Annotated in this window: 18 protein-coding genes and 1 riboswitch; of the genes, 9 read left to right on the forward strand and 9 right to left on the reverse strand. The window is 53.6% G+C overall.

All coding sequences use genetic code 11. From position 1 onward, the window contains the following. The 9 genes from HED65_RS21580 to rpoC form a co-directional block, all read left to right on the forward strand. Positions 1-173 (forward strand): EF-Tu C-terminal domain-related protein (locus HED65_RS21580; RefSeq protein ID WP_023377491.1); only part of this gene is annotated, 173 nt, incomplete at its 5' end. Positions 174-402: 229 nt separating this feature from the next. Then, the gene (gene secE, locus HED65_RS21585) at positions 403-786 is read left to right on the forward strand and encodes a preprotein translocase subunit SecE (protein ID WP_013094999.1); all 384 of its coding nucleotides are present in this window, start codon (positions 403-405) and stop codon (positions 784-786) included. A 1-nt stretch (position 787) separates the two neighbouring features. Beyond that, a complete protein-coding gene (gene nusG, locus HED65_RS21590) occupies positions 788-1,333 on the forward strand; it encodes a transcription termination/antitermination protein NusG (protein ID WP_003862341.1) in 546 nt (181 codons plus the stop codon). A gap of 156 nt (positions 1,334-1,489) precedes the next feature. After that, entirely contained in the window at positions 1,490-1,918 is a 429-nt protein-coding gene (rplK, locus tag HED65_RS21595; protein WP_008503452.1) for a 50S ribosomal protein L11, read from the forward strand. Positions 1,919-1,921: 3 nt separating this feature from the next. Next, entirely contained in the window at positions 1,922-2,626 is a 705-nt protein-coding gene (rplA, locus tag HED65_RS21600) for a 50S ribosomal protein L1 (protein WP_013095000.1), read from the forward strand. A gap of 291 nt (positions 2,627-2,917) precedes the next feature. After that, positions 2,918-3,415, forward strand: coding sequence for a 50S ribosomal protein L10 (gene rplJ, locus HED65_RS21605; RefSeq protein WP_004097644.1), 498 nt, complete (start codon positions 2,918-2,920; stop codon positions 3,413-3,415). A gap of 66 nt (positions 3,416-3,481) precedes the next feature. Then, the gene (gene rplL, locus HED65_RS21610; protein WP_014882064.1) at positions 3,482-3,850 is read left to right on the forward strand and encodes a 50S ribosomal protein L7/L12; all 369 of its coding nucleotides are present in this window, start codon (positions 3,482-3,484) and stop codon (positions 3,848-3,850) included. A gap of 319 nt (positions 3,851-4,169) precedes the next feature. Beyond that, positions 4,170-8,198 carry a DNA-directed RNA polymerase subunit beta gene (gene rpoB / locus HED65_RS21615; protein WP_014882065.1) on the forward strand — a complete coding sequence of 1,343 codons (4,029 nt, stop codon included), beginning with the start codon at positions 4,170-4,172 and terminating at the stop codon, positions 8,196-8,198. 76 nt (positions 8,199-8,274) lie between these two features. Then, on the forward strand, positions 8,275-12,498 hold the full coding sequence (rpoC, locus tag HED65_RS21620; protein WP_114980101.1) for a DNA-directed RNA polymerase subunit beta': 4,224 nt from the start codon (positions 8,275-8,277) through the stop codon (positions 12,496-12,498). A gap of 55 nt (positions 12,499-12,553) precedes the next feature. On the opposite strand, the gene HED65_RS21625 is transcribed toward rpoC, so the two are convergent. From HED65_RS21625 to thiC, 9 genes are all read right to left on the reverse strand, one after another. Continuing rightward, positions 12,554-12,871: a PTS lactose/cellobiose transporter subunit IIA gene (locus HED65_RS21625; RefSeq protein ID WP_028018475.1), complete on the reverse strand. Its 318-nt coding sequence runs from the start codon at positions 12,869-12,871 to the stop codon at positions 12,554-12,556. After that, the gene (locus HED65_RS21630) at positions 12,871-13,179 is read right to left on the reverse strand and encodes a PTS sugar transporter subunit IIB (RefSeq protein WP_114980102.1); all 309 of its coding nucleotides are present in this window, start codon (positions 13,177-13,179) and stop codon (positions 12,871-12,873) included. The genes HED65_RS21625 and HED65_RS21630 overlap by 1 nt, the downstream gene beginning before the upstream one ends. Before the next feature lie 179 nt (positions 13,180-13,358). Beyond that, positions 13,359-14,900, reverse strand: coding sequence for a sensor domain-containing diguanylate cyclase (locus tag HED65_RS21635; protein WP_114980103.1), 1,542 nt, complete (start codon positions 14,898-14,900; stop codon positions 13,359-13,361). 317 nt (positions 14,901-15,217) lie between these two features. Beyond that, a complete protein-coding gene (gene thiH, locus HED65_RS21640) occupies positions 15,218-16,351 on the reverse strand; it encodes a 2-iminoacetate synthase ThiH (RefSeq protein WP_114980104.1) in 1,134 nt (377 codons plus the stop codon). Continuing rightward, positions 16,348-17,118, reverse strand: a complete 771-nt coding sequence (thiG, locus tag HED65_RS21645) for a thiazole synthase (RefSeq protein WP_114980105.1) — start codon at positions 17,116-17,118, stop codon at positions 16,348-16,350. Before thiG ends, thiH begins: the two co-directional genes overlap by 4 nt. A gap of 1 nt (position 17,119) precedes the next feature. Then, positions 17,120-17,320, reverse strand: coding sequence for a sulfur carrier protein ThiS (thiS, locus tag HED65_RS21650; protein WP_028018471.1), 201 nt, complete (start codon positions 17,318-17,320; stop codon positions 17,120-17,122). Beyond that, a complete protein-coding gene (gene thiF / locus HED65_RS21655) occupies positions 17,304-18,059 on the reverse strand; it encodes a thiazole biosynthesis adenylyltransferase ThiF (protein ID WP_114980106.1) in 756 nt (251 codons plus the stop codon). The genes thiS and thiF overlap by 17 nt, the downstream gene beginning before the upstream one ends. Continuing rightward, on the reverse strand, positions 18,052-18,687 hold the full coding sequence (thiE, locus tag HED65_RS21660) for a thiamine phosphate synthase (protein ID WP_114980107.1): 636 nt from the start codon (positions 18,685-18,687) through the stop codon (positions 18,052-18,054). The genes thiF and thiE overlap by 8 nt, the downstream gene beginning before the upstream one ends. Next, on the reverse strand, positions 18,687-20,582 hold the full coding sequence (thiC, locus tag HED65_RS21665) for a phosphomethylpyrimidine synthase ThiC (RefSeq protein WP_114980108.1): 1,896 nt from the start codon (positions 20,580-20,582) through the stop codon (positions 18,687-18,689). Before thiC ends, thiE begins: the two co-directional genes overlap by 1 nt. A 78-nt stretch (positions 20,583-20,660) precedes the next feature. After that, positions 20,661-20,774, reverse strand: a riboswitch (TPP riboswitch). Between the last annotated feature and the right edge of the window lie 22 nt (positions 20,775-20,796).

Raw genomic sequence — 20,796 nt, forward strand, 5'->3', positions numbered from 1 at the left:
TGACCGGTACCATCGAACTGCCAGAAGGCGTAGAGATGGTAATGCCAGGCGACAACATCAAGATGGTTGTGACTCTGATCCACCCAATCGCGATGGACGACGGTCTGCGTTTCGCAATCCGTGAAGGTGGCCGTACCGTTGGCGCGGGCGTGGTTGCTAAAGTTCTCGGCTAATTGCTGATAACATTTGACGCAATGCGCAATAAAAGGGCATCATTTGATGCCCTTTTTGCACGCTTTCACGTCAGAACCTGGCTCATCAGTGATTATTTTTGTCATAATCATTGCTGAGACAGGCTCTGCAGAGAGCGTATAATTCGAAAAGCGAATTAGCATTTCGATTTGGTTTGCCTCGCGATCGCGGGGTGAAAATGTTTGTAGAATACTTCTGACAGGTTGGTTTATGAGTGCGAATACCGAAGCTCAAGGGAGCGGGCGCGGCCTGGAAGCGATGAAATGGGTAGTAGTAGCCGTTCTGCTGATCGTAGCGATTGTCGGCAACTACCTTTATCGTGACATTATGCTGCCGCTACGCGCGCTTGCAGTGGTAATTCTGATTGCTGCAGCGGGTGGTGTCGCGCTGTTGACGACGAAAGGCAAAGCGACTGTCGCTTTTGCTCGCGAAGCGCGTACCGAAGTCCGCAAGGTAATTTGGCCGACTCGCCAGGAAACATTGCACACCACGCTGATCGTAGCGGCGGTTACCGCTGTAATGTCACTGATCCTGTGGGGACTGGATGGTATTCTGGTTCGCCTGGTATCCTTTATCACTGGCCTGAGGTTCTGAGATGTCTGAAGCCCCTAAAAAGCGCTGGTACGTCGTTCAGGCGTTTTCCGGTTTTGAAGGCCGCGTAGCAACGTCGCTGCGTGAGCATATCAAATTACACAACATGGAAGAGTTATTTGGCGAAGTTATGGTTCCGACCGAAGAAGTGGTCGAGATCCGTGGCGGCCAACGTCGCAAAAGCGAGCGTAAATTCTTCCCGGGTTACGTGCTGGTTCAGATGGTTATGAACGACGCGAGCTGGCACCTTGTGCGCAGCGTACCGCGCGTGATGGGCTTTATCGGCGGCACATCTGACCGTCCGGCGCCAATCAGCGACAAAGAAGTTGATGCGATTATGAACCGCCTGCAGCAGGTGGGTGATAAGCCGCGTCCGAAAACGCTGTTTGAACCGGGTGAAATGGTTCGTGTTAATGACGGTCCGTTTGCTGACTTTAATGGCGTGGTTGAAGAAGTGGACTACGAGAAGTCCCGCCTGAAAGTCTCTGTTTCTATCTTCGGTCGTGCGACCCCGGTAGAACTGGATTTTGCCCAGGTAGAAAAAGCCTAAGCAGCGATCAAAAAAGCGACGATTTAAACGTTGCACAGGGCGCGAGATTGGAATACAATTTCGCGCCTTTTGTTTTTATGGGCCACGGCCCGTAAAACGAATTTTATTCACGGGGAGCCTCACTGAGGCGTTATCACCCAATCAGAGGATTTTAGAATGGCTAAGAAAGTACAAGCCTACGTCAAGCTGCAGGTTGCAGCTGGTATGGCGAACCCAAGTCCACCAGTTGGTCCAGCTCTGGGTCAGCAGGGTGTGAACATCATGGAATTCTGTAAAGCGTTCAACGCAAAAACTGAATCCCTGGAAAAAGGTCTGCCAATCCCAGTCGTAATCACTGTTTACGCTGACCGTTCTTTCACTTTCGTTACCAAAACCCCTCCAGCAGCTGTTCTGCTGAAGAAAGCGGCTGGTATCAAGTCTGGTTCCGGTAAACCGAACAAAGACAAAGTGGGTAAAATTTCCCGCGCTCAGCTGCAGGAAATCGCGCAGACCAAAGCTGCCGACATGACTGGTGCCGACATTGAAGCGATGACTCGCTCCATCGAAGGTACTGCACGTTCCATGGGCCTGGTAGTGGAGGACTAAGAAATGGCTAAACTGACCAAGCGCATGTCCGTGATCCGTGACAAAGTTGATGCGACCAAACAGTACGACATCAACGAAGCTATCGCTCTGCTGAAAGAACTGGCTACCGCTAAGTTCGTTGAAAGCGTTGACGTTGCTGTTAACCTGGGCATCGATGCTCGTAAATCTGATCAGAACGTTCGTGGTGCAACTGTACTGCCACACGGTACTGGCCGTTCCGTTCGCGTAGCTGTATTTACTCAGGGTGCAAACGCAGAAGCTGCTAAAGCTGCTGGCGCTGAACTGGTAGGTATGGAAGATCTGGCTGACCAGATCAAGAAAGGCGAAATGAACTTTGACGTTGTTATTGCATCTCCAGATGCAATGCGCGTTGTTGGCCAGCTGGGCCAGGTTCTGGGTCCACGCGGCCTGATGCCAAACCCGAAAGTGGGTACCGTTACTCCTAACGTTGCTGAAGCGGTTAAGAACGCTAAAGCAGGTCAGGTTCGTTATCGTAACGACAAAAACGGCATCATCCACACCACCATCGGTAAAGTGGACTTCGACGCTGACAAACTGAAAGAAAACCTGGAAGCTCTGCTGGTTGCGCTGAAAAAAGCAAAACCAACTCAGGCGAAAGGCGTGTACATCAAGAAAGTTAGCATCTCCACCACCATGGGTGCAGGTGTTGCAGTTGACCAGGCTGGCCTGAGCGCTGCTGCAAACTAATGCCTTTACGTGGGCGGTGATTTTGTCTACAATCTTACCCCCACGTTTGCTAACGAAAGTTAGCGGCTAAAAGATTTGTTCGTTGGAGCCTGGCCTATCCAGGCCTCCGTCGAAGACCGCAGGTGTTTCGTAAGAGACTTAATCCCCTGCGTAGACGGTGACAGAACGCTAAGATTATTTTTTGAATACTCTGGCTTGTTTCTGCTCACCGTATTTAGACGCTCTTCCCGTTGGGTCGAGTGAAGTGAGTTCCGGAACATGAGTTCCGGCAAACATCCAGGAGCAAAGCTAATGGCTTTAAATCTTCAAGACAAACAAGCGATTGTTGCTGAAGTCAGCGAAGTAGCCAAAGGCGCGCTGTCTGCAGTAGTTGCGGATTCCCGTGGCGTTACTGTAGACAAAATGACTGAACTGCGTAAAGCAGGTCGTGAAGCTGGCGTATACATGCGTGTTGTTCGTAACACCCTGCTGCGTCGCGTAGTTGAAGGTACTCCATTCGAGTGCCTGAAAGACACGTTTGTTGGTCCGACCCTGATTGCATACTCTATGGAACACCCGGGCGCTGCTGCTCGTCTGTTCAAAGAGTTCGCGAAAGCGAATGCAAAATTTGAGGTCAAAGCTGCAGCCTTTGAAGGTGAGTTGATCCCGGCATCGCAAATCGATCGCCTGGCAACCCTGCCGACCTACGAAGAAGCAATTGCACGCCTGATGGCAACCATGAAAGAAGCTTCGGCTGGCAAACTGGTTCGCACTCTGGCTGCTGTTCGCGATGCGAAAGAAGCTGCTTAATCGCAGTTGTCTTTATAAAGCATTTGCTTACGTATAAACTTATTCTGATTTTCAGGAACAATTTAAATGTCTATCACTAAAGATCAAATCATTGAAGCAGTTGCAGCTATGTCCGTAATGGACGTTGTAGAACTGATTTCTGCAATGGAAGAAAAATTCGGTGTTTCTGCTGCTGCCGCTGTAGCTGTTGCTGCTGGCCCAGCTGCTGACGCTGCTGAAGAAAAAACTGAATTCGACGTAATTCTGAAAGCTGCTGGCGCTAACAAAGTTGCTGTTATCAAAGCAGTACGTGGCGCAACTGGCCTGGGTCTGAAAGAAGCTAAAGACCTGGTAGAATCTGCTCCAGCTGCGCTGAAAGAAGGCGTGAGCAAAGACGACGCAGAAGCACTGAAAAAATCTCTGGAAGAAGCTGGCGCTGAAGTTGAAGTTAAATAAGCCAACTTTTCTGGTTGCAGCCTGAGTAATTAGGCTGATGGCTGGTGACTTTTTAGTCACCAGCCTTTTTGCGCTGTAAGGCATCAGTAGCATTTCACACTGTTTGACTGCTGGTTGTCCTGACAATGCTTGTTTCTATCGACGACTTAATATATTGCGACAGGGTGCTCGCTCTGTGTAAATCGCAACGAAATGGTTTAAGCGTGATAGCAACAGGTATTGCGGAAAGTATTCAATTTTCCGGTCCACAAAATGGTGTTGCACAAACTGTCCCTTCGTCGGACAGATGGGTCGACTTGTCAGCGAGCTGAGGAACCCTATGGTTTACTCCTATACCGAGAAAAAACGTATTCGTAAGGATTTTGGTAAACGTCCACAAGTTCTGGACATTCCATATCTCCTTTCTATCCAGCTTGACTCGTTCCAGAAGTTTATCGAGCAAGATCCTGAAGGGCAGTACGGTCTGGAAGCAGCCTTCCGTTCCGTGTTCCCGATTCAGAGCTACAGCGGTAATTCCGAGCTGCAGTACGTCAGCTATCGCCTTGGCGAGCCGGTGTTTGACGTTCAGGAATGTCAGATCCGTGGCGTGACCTATTCCGCACCGCTGCGCGTAAAACTGCGTCTGGTGATCTATGAGCGCGAAGCGCCAGAAGGCACCGTAAAAGACATTAAAGAACAAGAAGTCTACATGGGTGAAATTCCACTCATGACAGACAACGGTACTTTCGTCATCAACGGTACTGAGCGTGTTATCGTTTCCCAGCTGCATCGTAGCCCGGGCGTCTTCTTCGACAGCGATAAAGGTAAAACACACTCTTCCGGTAAAGTACTGTATAACGCGCGCATCATTCCTTACCGTGGTTCATGGCTGGACTTCGAGTTCGATCCAAAAGACAACCTGTTTGTCCGTATCGACCGTCGTCGTAAACTGCCTGCAACCATCATTCTGCGTGCGCTGCAATATACCACTGAGCAGATCCTGGACCTGTTCTTTGAGAAAGTGATCTTTGAAATCCGCGACAACAAGCTGCAGATGGAGCTGGTGCCGGAACGTCTGCGTGGTGAGACCGCGTCGTTCGACATCGAAGCCGACGGCAAAGTGTATGTGGAAAAAGGTCGCCGTATCACCGCGCGCCACATCCGCCAGCTGGAAAAAGATGATATCAAACACATCGAAGTTCCAGTTGAGTACATTGCAGGAAAAGTAGCCGCGAAAGATTACGTTGATGAATCAACTGGCGAGCTGATCTGCCCGGCGAACATGGAGCTGAGCCTGGATCTGCTGGCTAAGCTGAGCCAGTCTGGCCACAAACGTATCGAAACGCTGTTCACCAACGATCTGGACCACGGTCCATACATCTCTGAGACTATCCGCGTCGACCCAACGACCGATCGTCTGAGTGCGCTGGTTGAAATCTACCGCATGATGCGTCCTGGTGAGCCACCAACTCGCGAAGCGGCTGAAAGCCTGTTCGAGAACCTGTTCTTCTCCGAAGACCGCTACGATCTGTCCGCGGTTGGTCGTATGAAGTTCAACCGTTCTCTGCTGCGCGATGAGATCGAAGGTTCCGGTATCCTGAGCAAAGACGACATCATCGAAGTGATGAAGAAGCTCATTGATATCCGTAACGGTAAAGGCGAAGTGGATGATATCGACCACCTCGGCAACCGTCGTATCCGTTCCGTTGGCGAAATGGCGGAAAACCAGTTCCGCGTTGGCCTGGTACGTGTAGAGCGTGCGGTGAAAGAGCGTCTGTCTCTGGGCGATCTGGATACCCTGATGCCTCAGGATATGATCAACGCCAAGCCGATCTCTGCAGCAGTGAAAGAGTTCTTCGGTTCCAGCCAGCTGTCTCAGTTCATGGACCAGAACAACCCGCTGTCTGAGATCACGCACAAGCGTCGTATCTCTGCACTCGGCCCAGGCGGTCTGACCCGTGAACGCGCAGGCTTCGAAGTTCGAGACGTACACCCGACTCACTACGGTCGCGTATGTCCAATCGAAACGCCTGAAGGTCCAAACATCGGTCTGATCAACTCCCTGTCCGTGTACGCACAGACAAACGAATACGGTTTCCTCGAGACCCCGTACCGTAAAGTGACCGACGGTGTTGTAACCGACGAGATTCATTACCTGTCTGCTATCGAAGAAGGCAACTACGTTATCGCTCAGGCGAACTCCAACCTGGATGACGAAGGCCACTTTGTAGAAGATCTGGTTACCTGCCGTAGCAAAGGCGAATCCAGCTTGTTCAGCCGCGACCAGGTTGACTACATGGACGTATCCACCCAACAGGTGGTATCCGTCGGTGCGTCCCTGATCCCGTTCCTGGAACACGATGACGCCAACCGTGCATTGATGGGTGCGAACATGCAACGTCAGGCCGTTCCAACTCTGCGTGCTGATAAGCCGCTGGTTGGTACTGGTATGGAACGTGCTGTTGCCGTTGATTCCGGTGTTACTGCGGTTGCTAAACGTGGCGGTACTGTTCAGTACGTGGATGCCTCCCGTATCGTTATCAAAGTTAACGAAGACGAGATGTACCCGGGCGAAGCAGGTATCGACATTTATAACCTGACCAAATACACCCGTTCTAACCAGAACACCTGTATCAACCAGATGCCTTGCGTATCTCTGGGTGAGCCAGTTGAGCGCGGCGACGTGCTGGCAGACGGTCCGTCCACCGACCTCGGTGAACTGGCGCTCGGTCAGAACATGCGCGTAGCGTTCATGCCGTGGAACGGTTACAACTTCGAAGACTCCATCCTCGTCTCCGAGCGTGTGGTTCAGGAAGATCGTTTCACCACCATCCATATTCAGGAACTGGCATGTGTGTCCCGTGACACCAAGCTGGGGCCAGAAGAGATCACCGCTGACATCCCTAACGTGGGTGAAGCTGCGCTCTCTAAACTGGATGAATCCGGTATTGTTTACATCGGTGCGGAAGTGACCGGCGGCGACATTCTGGTTGGTAAGGTAACGCCGAAAGGTGAAACCCAGCTGACGCCAGAAGAGAAACTGCTGCGTGCAATCTTCGGTGAGAAAGCGTCTGACGTTAAAGACTCTTCTCTGCGCGTACCAAACGGTGTTTCCGGTACGGTTATCGACGTTCAGGTCTTCACCCGTGATGGTGTTGAAAAAGATAAGCGTGCGCTGGAAATCGAAGAGATGCAGCTCAAACAGGCTAAGAAAGACCTGTCTGAAGAACTGCAGATCCTCGAAGCAGGTCTGTTCAGCCGTATTTATGCGGTGCTGGTTGCCGGTGGCGTTGAAGCTGAGAAGCTCGACAAACTGCCACGCGATCGCTGGCTGGAACTGGGCCTGACCGACGAAGAGAAACAAAATCAGCTGGAACAACTGGCTGAGCAGTATGACGAACTGAAACACGAGTTCGAGAAAAAACTCGAAGCGAAACGCCGCAAAATCACTCAGGGCGACGATCTGGCACCAGGCGTGCTGAAGATTGTTAAGGTGTATCTGGCTGTTAAACGTCAGATCCAGCCTGGTGATAAGATGGCAGGTCGTCACGGTAACAAGGGTGTTATCTCTAAGATCAACCCGATCGAAGATATGCCGCACGATGCTAACGGTACGCCGGTAGATATCGTACTGAACCCACTGGGCGTACCGTCTCGTATGAACATCGGTCAGATTCTGGAAACCCACCTGGGTATGGCTGCAAAAGGTATTGGCGACAAGATTAACGCCATGCTGAAACAGCAGCAGGAAGTCGCGAAACTGCGCGAATTCATCCAGCGTGCCTACGATCTGGGTACCGACGTGCGTCAGAAAGTCGACCTGAACACCTTCAGCGATGAAGAAGTGCTGCGTCTGGCAGAGAACCTGCGCAAAGGTATGCCAATTGCAACGCCGGTATTCGACGGTGCAAAAGAAGCTGAAATTAAAGAGCTGCTGCAACTGGGTGGTCTGCCAACGTCTGGTCAGATTACGCTGTTTGACGGCCGTACCGGTGAACAGTTCGAGCGTCCAGTAACCGTAGGTTACATGTACATGCTGAAACTGAACCACCTGGTCGACGACAAAATGCACGCTCGTTCTACCGGTTCTTACAGCCTGGTTACTCAGCAGCCGCTGGGTGGTAAGGCACAGTTCGGTGGTCAGCGCTTCGGGGAGATGGAAGTGTGGGCGCTGGAAGCATACGGCGCGGCATACACCCTGCAGGAAATGCTCACCGTTAAGTCTGATGACGTGAACGGTCGTACCAAGATGTATAAAAACATCGTGGACGGCAACCATCAGATGGAACCGGGCATGCCAGAATCCTTCAACGTACTGTTGAAAGAGATTCGTTCGCTGGGTATCAACATCGAACTGGAAGACGAGTAATTCTCGCTCAAACAGGTCACTGGTGCCGGGTTAACCCCCGGCACCGGATTGTGCTAACTCCGACGGGAGCAAATCCGTGAAAGATTTATTAAAGTTTCTGAAAGCGCAGACTAAAACCGAAGAGTTTGATGCGATCAAAATTGCTCTGGCTTCGCCAGACATGATCCGTTCATGGTCGTTCGGTGAAGTTAAAAAGCCGGAAACCATCAACTACCGTACGTTCAAACCTGAGCGTGACGGCCTTTTCTGTGCGCGTATTTTCGGGCCAGTAAAAGACTACGAGTGCCTGTGCGGTAAGTACAAGCGCCTGAAACACCGCGGTGTGATCTGTGAGAAGTGCGGCGTTGAAGTGACCCAGACCAAAGTGCGCCGTGAGCGCATGGGCCACATCGAGCTGGCATCTCCAACCGCTCACATCTGGTTCCTGAAATCTCTGCCGTCCCGTATCGGTCTGCTGCTGGATATGCCGCTGCGCGATATCGAACGTGTTCTGTACTTCGAATCTTATGTGGTTATCGAAGGCGGGATGACGAACCTGGAACGTCACCAGATCCTGACTGAAGAGCAGTATCTGGACGCGCTGGAAGAGTTCGGTGACGAATTCGACGCGAAGATGGGTGCGGAAGCTATTCAGGCCCTGCTGAAGAGCATGGATCTGGAGCAAGAGTGCGAGCAGCTGCGTGAAGAGCTGAACGAAACCAACTCCGAAACCAAGCGTAAAAAGCTGACCAAGCGTATCAAACTGCTGGAAGCGTTCGTTCAGTCTGGTAACAAACCAGAGTGGATGATCCTGACCGTTCTGCCGGTTCTGCCGCCAGATCTGCGTCCACTGGTTCCGCTGGATGGTGGTCGTTTCGCGACTTCTGACCTGAACGATCTGTATCGTCGCGTCATTAACCGTAACAACCGTCTGAAACGTCTGCTGGATCTGGCTGCGCCGGATATCATCGTACGCAACGAAAAACGTATGCTGCAGGAAGCGGTAGATGCCCTGCTGGATAACGGTCGTCGCGGTCGTGCGATCACCGGTTCTAACAAACGTCCTCTGAAATCTTTGGCCGACATGATCAAAGGTAAGCAGGGTCGTTTCCGTCAGAACCTGCTCGGGAAGCGTGTTGACTACTCCGGTCGTTCTGTAATCACCGTAGGTCCATACCTGCGTCTGCATCAGTGCGGTCTGCCTAAGAAAATGGCACTGGAGCTGTTCAAACCGTTCATCTACGGCAAGCTGGAGCTGCGTGGCCTGGCCACCACCATCAAAGCCGCTAAGAAAATGGTTGAGCGTGAAGAAGCTGTCGTTTGGGATATCCTGGACGAAGTTATCCGCGAACACCCGGTACTGCTGAACCGTGCACCAACCCTGCACCGTCTGGGTATCCAGGCATTTGAGCCAGTACTGATCGAAGGTAAAGCTATCCAGCTGCACCCGCTGGTTTGTGCGGCATATAACGCCGACTTCGATGGTGACCAGATGGCTGTTCACGTACCGCTGACGCTGGAAGCCCAGCTGGAAGCGCGTGCGCTGATGATGTCTACCAACAACATCCTGTCTCCAGCGAACGGTGAGCCAATCATCGTTCCTTCTCAGGACGTTGTATTGGGTCTGTACTACATGACCCGTGACTGTGTTAACGCCAAAGGCGAAGGCATGGTGCTGACTGGCCCGAAAGAAGCTGAGCGTATTTATCGCGCTGGCCTGGCCTCTCTGCATGCGCGCGTTAAAGTGCGTATCACCGAATACGAAAAAGATGAAAACGGCGAGTTCGTTGCGAAAACCAGCCTGAAAGACACGACTGTTGGTCGTGCCATTCTGTGGATGATCGTACCGAAGGGTCTGCCTTTCTCCATCGTCAACCAGGCGCTGGGCAAGAAAGCGATCTCCAAAATGCTGAACACCTGTTACCGCATTCTGGGTCTGAAGCCGACCGTAATCTTCGCTGACCAGACAATGTATACCGGCTTTGCTTATGCAGCGCGTTCAGGTGCATCTGTTGGTATTGATGACATGGTCATCCCAGAGAAGAAACACGAGATCATCTCTGAAGCGGAAGCCGAAGTTGCTGAGATCCAGGAGCAGTTCCAGTCTGGTCTGGTAACCGCGGGCGAACGCTATAACAAAGTTATCGATATCTGGGCTGCGGCGAACGATCGTGTATCCAAGGCGATGATGGATAACCTGCAGACCGAAACCGTGATTAACCGTGACGGCGTTGAAGAACAGCAGGTTTCCTTCAACAGCATCTACATGATGGCCGACTCCGGTGCGCGTGGTTCTGCTGCACAGATTCGTCAGCTGGCAGGTATGCGTGGTCTGATGGCGAAGCCAGATGGCTCCATCATCGAAACGCCAATCACCGCGAACTTCCGTGAAGGTCTGAACGTACTCCAGTACTTCATCTCTACTCACGGTGCTCGTAAAGGTCTGGCGGATACCGCACTGAAAACAGCGAACTCCGGTTATCTGACGCGTCGTCTGGTTGACGTTGCGCAGGATCTGGTTGTGACCGAAGACGATTGTGGCACCCTCGAAGGTATCACCATGACCCCGGTTATCGAGGGTGGTGATGTTAAAGAGCCACTGCGCGATCGCGTACTGGGTCGTGTAACAGCGGAAGACATTCTGAAGCCGGGTACTGCAGACATTCTGGTTCCACGCAATACGCTGCTGCACGAACAGTGGTGTGACCTGCTGGAAGCAAACTCTGTTGACTCAGTGAAAGTACGTTCCGTTGTATCCTGTGACACCGACTTTGGTGTATGTGCGCACTGCTATGGTCGTGACCTGGCGCGTGGCCACATCATCAACAAAGGTGAAGCAATCGGTGTTATCGCGGCACAGTCCATCGGTGAGCCGGGTACACAGCTGACGATGCGTACGTTCCACATCGGTGGTGCGGCATCTCGTGCGGCTGCTGAATCCAGCATCCAGGTGAAAAACAAAGGTAGCATCAAGCTCAGCAACGCGAAGTCTGTTGTTAACTCCGCAGGCAAGCTGGTTGTGACCTCTCGTAACACCGAGCTGAAACTGATCGACGAATTAGGTCGTACCAAAGAGAGCTATAAAGTACCTTACGGTGCTGTTATGGCGAAAGGTGATGGTGAGCAGGTTGCCGGCGGTGAAACCGTTGCAAACTGGGATCCACACACCATGCCAGTTATCACCGAAGTAAGTGGTTTCATCCGCTTCACTGACATGATCGACGGCCAGACCATTACTCGTCAGACTGACGAGCTGACCGGTCTGTCTTCTCTGGTGGTTCTGGATTCTGCAGAGCGTACTACTGGTGGTAAAGACCTGCGTCCGGCACTGAAAATCGTTGATGCTCAGGGTAACGACGTTCTGATCCCTGGTACCGATATGCCTGCGCAGTACTTCCTGCCAGGTAAAGCGATTGTACAGCTGGAAGATGGCGTACAGATCAGCTCTGGTGACACCCTGGCGCGTATTCCTCAGGAATCCGGCGGTACCAAGGACATCACCGGTGGTCTGCCACGCGTTGCGGATCTGTTCGAAGCACGTCGTCCGAAAGAGCCGGCAATCCTGGCTGAAATCAGCGGTATCATCTCCTTCGGTAAAGAGACCAAAGGTAAACGCCGTCTGGTTATCACTCCAGTCGATGGCAGCGAGCCGTACGAAGAGATGATTCCTAAGTGGCGTCAGCTCAACGTGTTCGAAGGTGAACGTGTAGAACGTGGTGACGTGGTTTCCGACGGTCCAGAAGCGCCGCACGATATCCTGCGTCTGCGTGGTGTGCATGCTGTTACTCGTTACATCGTTAACGAAGTACAGGACGTATACCGTCTGCAGGGCGTTAAGATTAACGATAAACACATCGAAGTTATCGTTCGTCAGATGCTGCGTAAAGCAACCATCGAAAACGCAGGTAGCTCTGAGTTCCTGGAAGGCGAGCAGGTTGAATACTCTCGCGTTAAGATCGCTAACCGCGATCTGGAAGCGAACGGCAAAATCGGTGCGACCTTCGCACGCGATCTGCTGGGTATCACCAAAGCGTCTCTGGCAACCGAGTCCTTCATCTCTGCAGCATCGTTCCAGGAAACTACGCGTGTCCTGACCGAAGCGGCTGTTGCAGGTAAACGTGATGAACTGCGCGGTCTGAAAGAGAACGTTATCGTGGGTCGTCTGATCCCGGCTGGTACCGGTTATGCGTACCATCAGGATCGTATGCGTCGTCGTGCTGCGGGCGAACTGCCAGCTGCACCGCAGGTCACTGCTGAAGATGCATCCGCGAGCCTGGCAGAACTGCTGAATGCAGGTCTGGGTGGTTCCGACAACGAGTAATCGTTGATTCAGCTAATAAAAAACCCGCTTCGGCGGGTTTTTTTATATCTTTTTTTCAGTTAATCAGCGGTAGCCGACGGTACAGCTCTATCATATCGCCCGCCAGGTCCTGAATGACCATCGCGTTCATCAGGTGATCCTGAGAATGGACGGTGATCAGGTTAACCGGCAGCTTCCCGGTACCTTCATCAAGACCAATAAGCTGTGTCTGAATCGTGTGCGCATGCTTCACATATTCGCGCGACTCTTCCATCGCTTTTTCGGCTTCGGCAAAGTCACCTTTACGTGCCATCTGCAACGCCGTAAGGGCAGCACTGCGTGCCGCACCTGCGTTGACCAGCAGTTCCATGATTGTGGTTTCTAAGTCTTCCATTATGACTCCAGCAGTTTGAGCGCTTTTTCCAGTACGGCCTCGCCTTTCATCATGCCGTAATCCATCATGTCGATAACCGCGACCTGTTTACCCAGCGGGTCGGCCTGCGCCTGAAGTTTAGCCTGCTCGTATTTAACCTGCGGCCCCAGCAATACGATGTCGGCCGTCGCGATATTGTCTTTAAACTCCGCAACCGGAACGGCTTTAATGGTGACTTCAACCCCTTTTTTCTGTGCGGCGTCTTTCATACGTTGAACCAGCATGCTGGTTGACATTCCCGCTGCACAGCATAAAACGATGTTCTTCATAATCAGCCTCGATCTACATGTGTTTATTGATAATTATCCCGTGAAGAACGCTTCAACAACCGCTTTACCGTGATTGTGTGTGAGGCATCACAAAGAAACCGATGATTTTCTGAAACCGGTTACAATTTTGCATTGGTGAGCAGCTTGCCCGTCGAAACGGGCAAGGTGACAGGTGAGGGTTAGCTGATGGACGTGCGGATAATGCGATTTTTTCCCTGCTGCTTCGCGCTGTAGAGTGCGTTATCAATGCTCCCTACAAATTGCTCCAGCGGTTCGTGGTGCCATTCTCCCAGACCACCACTGAACGTTACCCGCAGGTTTTCTTCTCGCCAGACGCGTTTTTCTACGGCGGTACGCCACGCCTCAAGTAATGAAAGTGCGGAAGCAATCTGCTCAGCCTGGAAGACTACCGCGAATTCTTCCCCACCATAACGGTAAACCGAGACGTGATGTGGCTGCATTATCTGGATCCCTTCGCGGGCCACGCTGCGCAGGACGATATCACCGGTCAAGTGACCCAGCGTATCGTTAATCGACTTGAAGTTATCAATGTCCACCAGTGCCATTGCAAAAGGCTGGTGTGCATCCATCAGTTCCGCCACATCGCTATCGAATGCGCGGCGGTTTTTGCAGCCCGTCAGTGCATCGTGCGTTGCCTGGCGCACATACGCCATTTCGCGCTCTTTATTGGACTGGATAGTGTGGCTCAGCATCGCTTCCAGACGTGGAACCTGGCCGACATCACCGGTTTTGATTGCATTGATAATGTGCATCAGCACGGTACGCGATGCATGGCGCAGATATAAACCAAAGAGAATGATGACGATAGCCGCCAGGGCAAACCCCCAGCCAACAATCGTTGTTTCGTGGCGAGTGATATCGGTGAGTGTTACCCCCGATACCCGGTAGATAACAAACCAGTCCGGGTTGGTAAACGAGTAATAGTAATACCAGGCGTTACTTTTCTTGTCGTAAATATGGCCTTCACCGCTGGTCATTTTGTCCATCAGCGCTTCGCTCACGTACTTTTTGAAGAGCGCGCCGGTATCCGGGTGCAGCACCACAGCACCGTCGCGTTCGACGATGAAGAATTCCCCCTGAACGGGAGCCACCATCTGACGCAGGGTATAGCCCATTGATGTCAAATCGAGATCAAAAGCGATGGTTCCCTTCAGCCTGCCTTCAGGTGAAATCAAGGGCTTATAGAGTGTTACCGTCGGATGGCCAGTGAAGTAGTCCATATAGGGGCTAGTATAGTGGCTGAAGATACTGGCTTCCGCCTGGGCGACAAACCACGGCCGAGTTCGGGGATCGAAAGTTTTGCTCTTATCCGTAGGGAGCACTTCCGGTGCTCGCAGATAATTCCCCTGCGTGTCCGCCAGCGAAATGGAGGATACGGTCGGCATCAGGTTCTGCAAATACATCATCATCTGCAGTCCCTGTGTTGGGTTGACGTTTAACGTCTCGTTTAGCTTGTCGTCGCGCGCGAAGTACATTGCGGAACGCCCAAGGATATAGTCATTTTCACGCAGGATAGACTCGGTGTAATTCACTGCCAGGTTATGCGTGAAATTGCTATTAATCTTATGATAATCCTCAAGAAAATCCTTTCTCTGCGAAAGCGTCACCGCGACCGCGATTAGCACAAAACTGCAGAGGATCCCCGCGAAACTGAGCATAATTGGCCGGGTGAAAGAGAGTTTTTTGCTGTGAAGTGCCATGAGTTGTACATCGATCCTGATGGTGAATGCTTTTTGTCTGCCGATATCCTCTCAGCATAGTCGCTGTCCTGCGATTGGCTGTGAATTATACGATGTACGGTTTCAGACGAGATGATTTATATTAAGAATCACTAAGAAATTACTTATGAACATTCTGGATTCAGGCAGAGGCAGGGCGAAACGAGGAAGAAGCTTTTCGCCCTGGCCAGCGTCCGTTGCTGGCCTTGAGACAATAAAAAACCGGACGATTGCTGACAATCATCCGGTTGTGACTCTCCGAAGCGTCTCGACAATTTTTCCCCGGGTTGCAGTGCGTTTCAACGCAATTGCGAGGCTCTTCCCAGCCAGCTGTCCCAGTCTTTCCAGACAGGCTGTAGACCCTGTTCAGTCAGAGCGGCAGCGACTGCTTCCGGACGTCGCCCGTCATGTGGCGCAAACTGCTCCAGCTCAGGATGGTCGTCGGCGTAGCCGCCAGGCTGCGTTTTGGAAAATGCGCTAACGTTGTTGATCGCAAGTGGGATCACGCGATCGCGAAACGCCGGGGACTCGCGCGTTGAGAGAGATAACTCAACCTCCGGAGCAAGCAGGCGGAATGCACAGATGGTTTGCACCAGTTGACGCTCATCCATCAGAGAAGCCGGTTCAACCCCTCCCGTGCAAGGTCGCAGCCGGGGGAAGGAGATAGAGTAACGGCTCTGCCAGTAGCGTTGCTGGAGCCATAGCAGATGTTCTGCCACCATGTAGCAATCTACTCGCCAGCTATCCGATAGCCCGATCAGCGCCCCAAGACCGATTTTGTCGATCCCGGCGCGTCCCAGTCTGTCCGGTGTCTCCAGCCGGAAAAAGAAGTCCTGTTTCTTTCCCTTGAGGTGATGCCGGGCATATGTCGCCTCGTGGTAGGTTTCCTGATAGACCATGACCCCGTCCAGCCCGAGCGTTTTTAACTCCGCGTATTCATCCTGCGACAGGGGCTGCACTTCCATTTGCAAAGAGGCAAACTGACGACGAATGACGGGGAGGTGCTGACGAAAATAGTCCATCCCCACTTTCCCCTGATGTTCACCCGTGACCAGCAGAAGATGCTCAAAGCCCATTTCACGAATGGCCGCACACTCACGCGCAATTTCACTCTCATTGAGCGTTTTCCGCTTGATGCGGTTGCTCATGGAGAAGCCGCAATAGGTGCAGTCATTGGCGCACAGGTTAGAGAGGTAAAGCGGGACGTAAAAACTCACCGTGTTGCCAAAGCGCTGGCGTGTCAGCCTCTGAGCACGCTGTGCCATCGGTTCAAGATATGCACTGGCTGCCGGGGAGAGCAGGGCCATCAAATCCTCGCGGGTGAGGTGACGGGCATTTAATGCTCGCTCCACGTCAGCAGCCGTCTTGCTGTTGATGCGCAGGGCAATGTCGTCCCAGTTAAGCTGCCGCCAGCGCTCGGTAAACGTGCTCATGAGATTGCCTCCAGAAAACCGGTCAACGGGCTGGTGGCCTGAGCCTGAAAACTGCGTGAGCCGGGGCCGGACGCCCTTGCCAGCACACCGGCTTCTACGGCCATGCGGAACGCACGCGCCATCATGACCGGATCGTCAGCCACCGCGATGGCCGTATTCACCAGCACAGCGTCTGCACCCATCTCCAGCGCCTGGGCAGCATGGCTGGGCACGCCAATGCCCGCATCCACAACGACTGGCACGGTGGCCTGCTCAATAATGATTTCAAGCATCGCGCGGGTTTCCAGTCCCTGATTGGAGCCGATAGGGGCGCCCAGCGGCATGACGGCGGCACAGCCGACCTCTTCCAGACGCTTGCACAGTACGGGGTCGGCTCCGCAGTAAGGCAGAACGATAAACCCTTGCTGAACCAGTTTTTCGGCTGCTTTCAGCGTTTCGATAGGGTCAGGTAGCAGCCAGCGGGCATCCGGGTGAATTTCCAGCTTCAGCCAGTGGGTGCCGAGCGCTTCTCGCGCCAGTTGTGCGGCAAAAATCGCCTCCTCGGCCGTTTTCGCACCGGACGTATTGGGCAGCAGCGTAACGCCTGCTTCCAGTAAAGGTGCCAGAATGGCATCGCTGTGGTGACGCAGGTCCACGCGCTTCATGGCCAGCGTCACCAACTGGCTGCCGCTTTCCCGGATGGCATCCACCATCAGCTGTGGGGAGGCGAACTTTCCGGTTCCGGTAAACAGATGTGAATCAAAGACTTTGTCGGCAATACGTAACATCTCAGCCCCCTGCGATAACCTGAAACAGCAGGATCTGATCACCTTCATTGACCTGCTGAAGCTCCCACTGCTCGCGCGGCAGGATCTGTTGATTGAGCGCCAGCGCCGTACCTGGTTTAAGCTGACGCAATTTATCGAGCAAAACGGCAACGGTAAGCCCGTCGTCGCAGCTCATCGGCTCATCGTTAAACAGAATGCGCATCGTGGCCTCCGCATACCGGGCAGTGGTTGGCACGGTGAAGCGCCAGCTGTCTCCAGCCGCTGGAGCGGGCATCAAACAAGCGCAGCGTATTGCGTTCCGTCTCCATGCCGCTGAGCAGCTTGATGGCTTCCAGCGCCTGCATTGTGCCCATTACACCGACCACCGGACCAAGAATGCCCGCCGTCCTGCAGTTGCGCGTTGGCTCGGCATCATCCGGCCACAGGCAGCGATAGCAGCCTTGCGACCACGGCGGAGTCAGGACCATCATCTGCCCACCGAAACCCACCGCGCTGGCGGTGATAAGCGGCGTATTATTTGCCACGCAGGCGGCGTTGATTGCCTGACGCGTCGCCATATTGTCGGTGCAGTCCAGCACCACGTCGGCCAGGGCAACTTCACGTTGCAGGCTTTCACCGCTGAGCCGTTGCTGTAGGGCAATCAGTTCGATGTCCGGGTTAAGCTGGTTCAGCCGCTGGCGGGTGATTTGCGCTTTAGGCTGGTTAATATCCTCGGTGGTAAAGAGAATTTGCCGTTGCAGGTTGCTGAGGTGAACGTCGTCGTCATCGGCCAGTACCAGCGTGCCGACGCCCGCCCCTGCCAGATAGAGCGCGGCAGGGGCTCCTAACCCGCCCAGACCCACAATCAGAACCCGGCTGGCGAGCAGCTTTTGCTGCCCGTCAATGGCGATATCCTCGAGCAGAAGCTGACGGCTGTAGCGCATAAAATCACGATCATTCATCGCCTGCTCCTGCCAGCTGTAACAGCTGCTCAGTGGCCGACTGCCAGTCTGCGGCCTGGGTAATGGCGCTGACGACGGCAATGCTGCCGACGCCGGTCTCCAGCACCGCCGGGGCACGTTCAAGGCTGATACCGCCGATGGCAACGGTGGGGTAATCGGCAAGGCGTTCAACATGACTCGCCAGCTGCGTCAGACCTTGCGGTGCAGAGGGCATCTGCTTGGTTTGGGTCGGGAAGACGTGGCCGAGAGCGATGTAAGAGGGGCGGGCGGTCAGCGCGACGTCGATCTCCATATCGTCATGCGTTGACACCCCCAGACGCAGCCCTGCATCGCGGATCGCATTGAGGTCGGTCGTCTCAAGGTCTTCCTGACCCAGATGCACGCCGTAAGCCCGGTGTTTGATCGCCAGTCGCCAGTAGTCGTTGATAAACAGGCGGGCATCATAGCGACGTCCCAGCGCGATGGCAGAAACCACATCCGCCTCTACCTCTTCATCGTGTTTATCTTTAATGCGTAGCTGGATTGTGCGAACGCCCGCCGCAAGCAGGCGCTCTATCCATTCCACGCTGTCCACCACCGGATAGAGCCCTAAACGGAAGGGCACTGGTGGGAAATCGGGCTGGTACATTACGCCTCCTCTTTTTTGAGGTAGATTTCACCACCTTTGGCGCGGAAGGTTTCTGACATATCCGCCATGCCCACTTCGATGGTTTGCGTGGCGGCGTAGTCACGTACCTCCTGGCTGATTTTCATCGAGCAGAATTTCGGCCCGCACATGGAGCAGAAGTGTGCCACCTTGCCCGATTCCTGCGGCAGTGTTTCGTCGTGATAGGCGCGGGCAGTGAATGGGTCGAGCGCCAGGTTGAACTGATCTTCCCAGCGGAACTCGAAGCGTGCTTTCGACATGGCGTTATCACGGATTTGCGCTCCCGGGTGGCCTTTCGCCAGATCGGCTGCGTGAGCGGCAATTTTGTAGGTGATCAGACCCTGCTTCACGTCCTCTTTGTTCGGCAGGCCGAGGTGCTCTTTCGGCGTGACGTAGCAGAGCATGGCGCAGCCGAACCAGCCGATCATCGCTGCACCAATCCCCGACGTGAAGTGGTCGTAGCCCGGTGCGATATCGGTGGTCAATGGTCCGAGGGTGTAGAACGGCGCTTCGTGGCAGTGCTCCAGCTCTTCGGTCATGTTGCGACGGATCATCTGCATTGGTACATGTCCCGGGCCTTCAATCATCACCTGTACGTCATATTCCCAGGCGATTTTGGTCAGTTCGCCCAGCGTGTGCAGTTCGGCAAACTGCGCTTCGTCATTGGCATCGCGGATAGAGCCAGGACGCAGGCCGTCGCCGAGCGACAGGGAGACATCGTAAGCGGCGCAGATTTCGCAGATTTCACGGAAGTGTTCGTAGAGGAAGTTTTCCTGATGATGGGAGAGACACCACTTCGCCATGATGGAACCGCCGCGCGAGACAATACCGGTCAGACGTTTCGCCGTCATCGGCACGTAGCGCAGTAGTACACCTGCGTGAATAGTGAAGTAGTCCACACCCTGTTCAGCCTGTTCCAGTAACGTGTCGCGGAAGGCCTCCCAGGTAAGATCTTCGGCAATGCCATTTACCTTCTCCAGTGCCTGATACACAGGCACCGTCCCGATTGGTACCGGGCTGTTACGCAGGATCCATTCGCGGGTTTCGTGAATATAACGGCCAGTAGAGAGATCCATCACCGTGTCCGCACCCCAGCGCGTCGACCAGACCAGTTTTTCCACCTCTTCTTCGATGGAGGAAGTAACAGCAGAGTTACCGATGTTAGCGTTGACCTTCACCAGGAAATTACGGCCGATAATCATTGGCTCAGATTCCGGGTGATTGATGTTGGCAGGGATAATCGCGCGGCCAGCGGCGACTTCATCACGCACAAATTCCGGCGTAATGTTTTCCGGCAGGCGAGCGCCAAAACCTTCTCCCGGATGCTGGTGGCGCAGAATTTCGCTACGGATGCGCTCACGGCCCATGTTTTCGCGAATGGCGATGAACTCCATTTCGGGGGTGACGATCCCCTGACGAGCGTAGTGCAGTTGGGTCACGCATTTGCCTGCTTTAGCTCGTTTCGGTGTCAGAAGGCCGGTGAAGCGCAGCTCGTCCAGACCGTCGTCGGCCAGGCGCTCTTTGGTGTAGGCGGAACTTTGCTCGTTTAGCTCTTCGCTGTCCTGACGGGCGTCGATCCACGGCTGGCGCAGTTTAGCCAGGCCTTTCTGAACGTTGATCGCAATTTCAGGGTCACCGTATGGGCCGGAGGTGTCATACACCGGAACAGCTTCGTTGTCTTCATACTGCGGGTTATCTTTGCTGCCGCCGATAAGTGTTGGGCTAAGCTGAATTTCACGCATCGGCACGCGGATATCCGCCTGAGAGCCGGTGATGTAGATGCGTTTAGAGTTCGGGAAAGCGGTGCCTTCCAGGGTATCAATGAAGTGTTGGGCGTGTGCGCGCTGTTCGCGGCGGGTCAGTTTAGTGGTAGACATAGCTCATTCCAAAAGTGAAGGACATGGCTTGTCAGACGACGGATGAAGCAAGAGAAGATCGCCCGCAGGCGATTCAACAGCAGTGTGACTCTTGTTCCCTTCGCAGGTATTAACCTGATCAGGTTCCGCGGATCCCGAATTAACGGTCTCAGCCCGCGTTTTTGCAAACGCTGGGCACTCCGACAAGAAAAATCCCCCTCGTGAGAGGGGCGAA

This window comes from Pantoea sp. LS15, assembly GCF_012241585.1.
Classification (GTDB): domain Bacteria; phylum Pseudomonadota; class Gammaproteobacteria; order Enterobacterales; family Enterobacteriaceae; genus Enterobacter.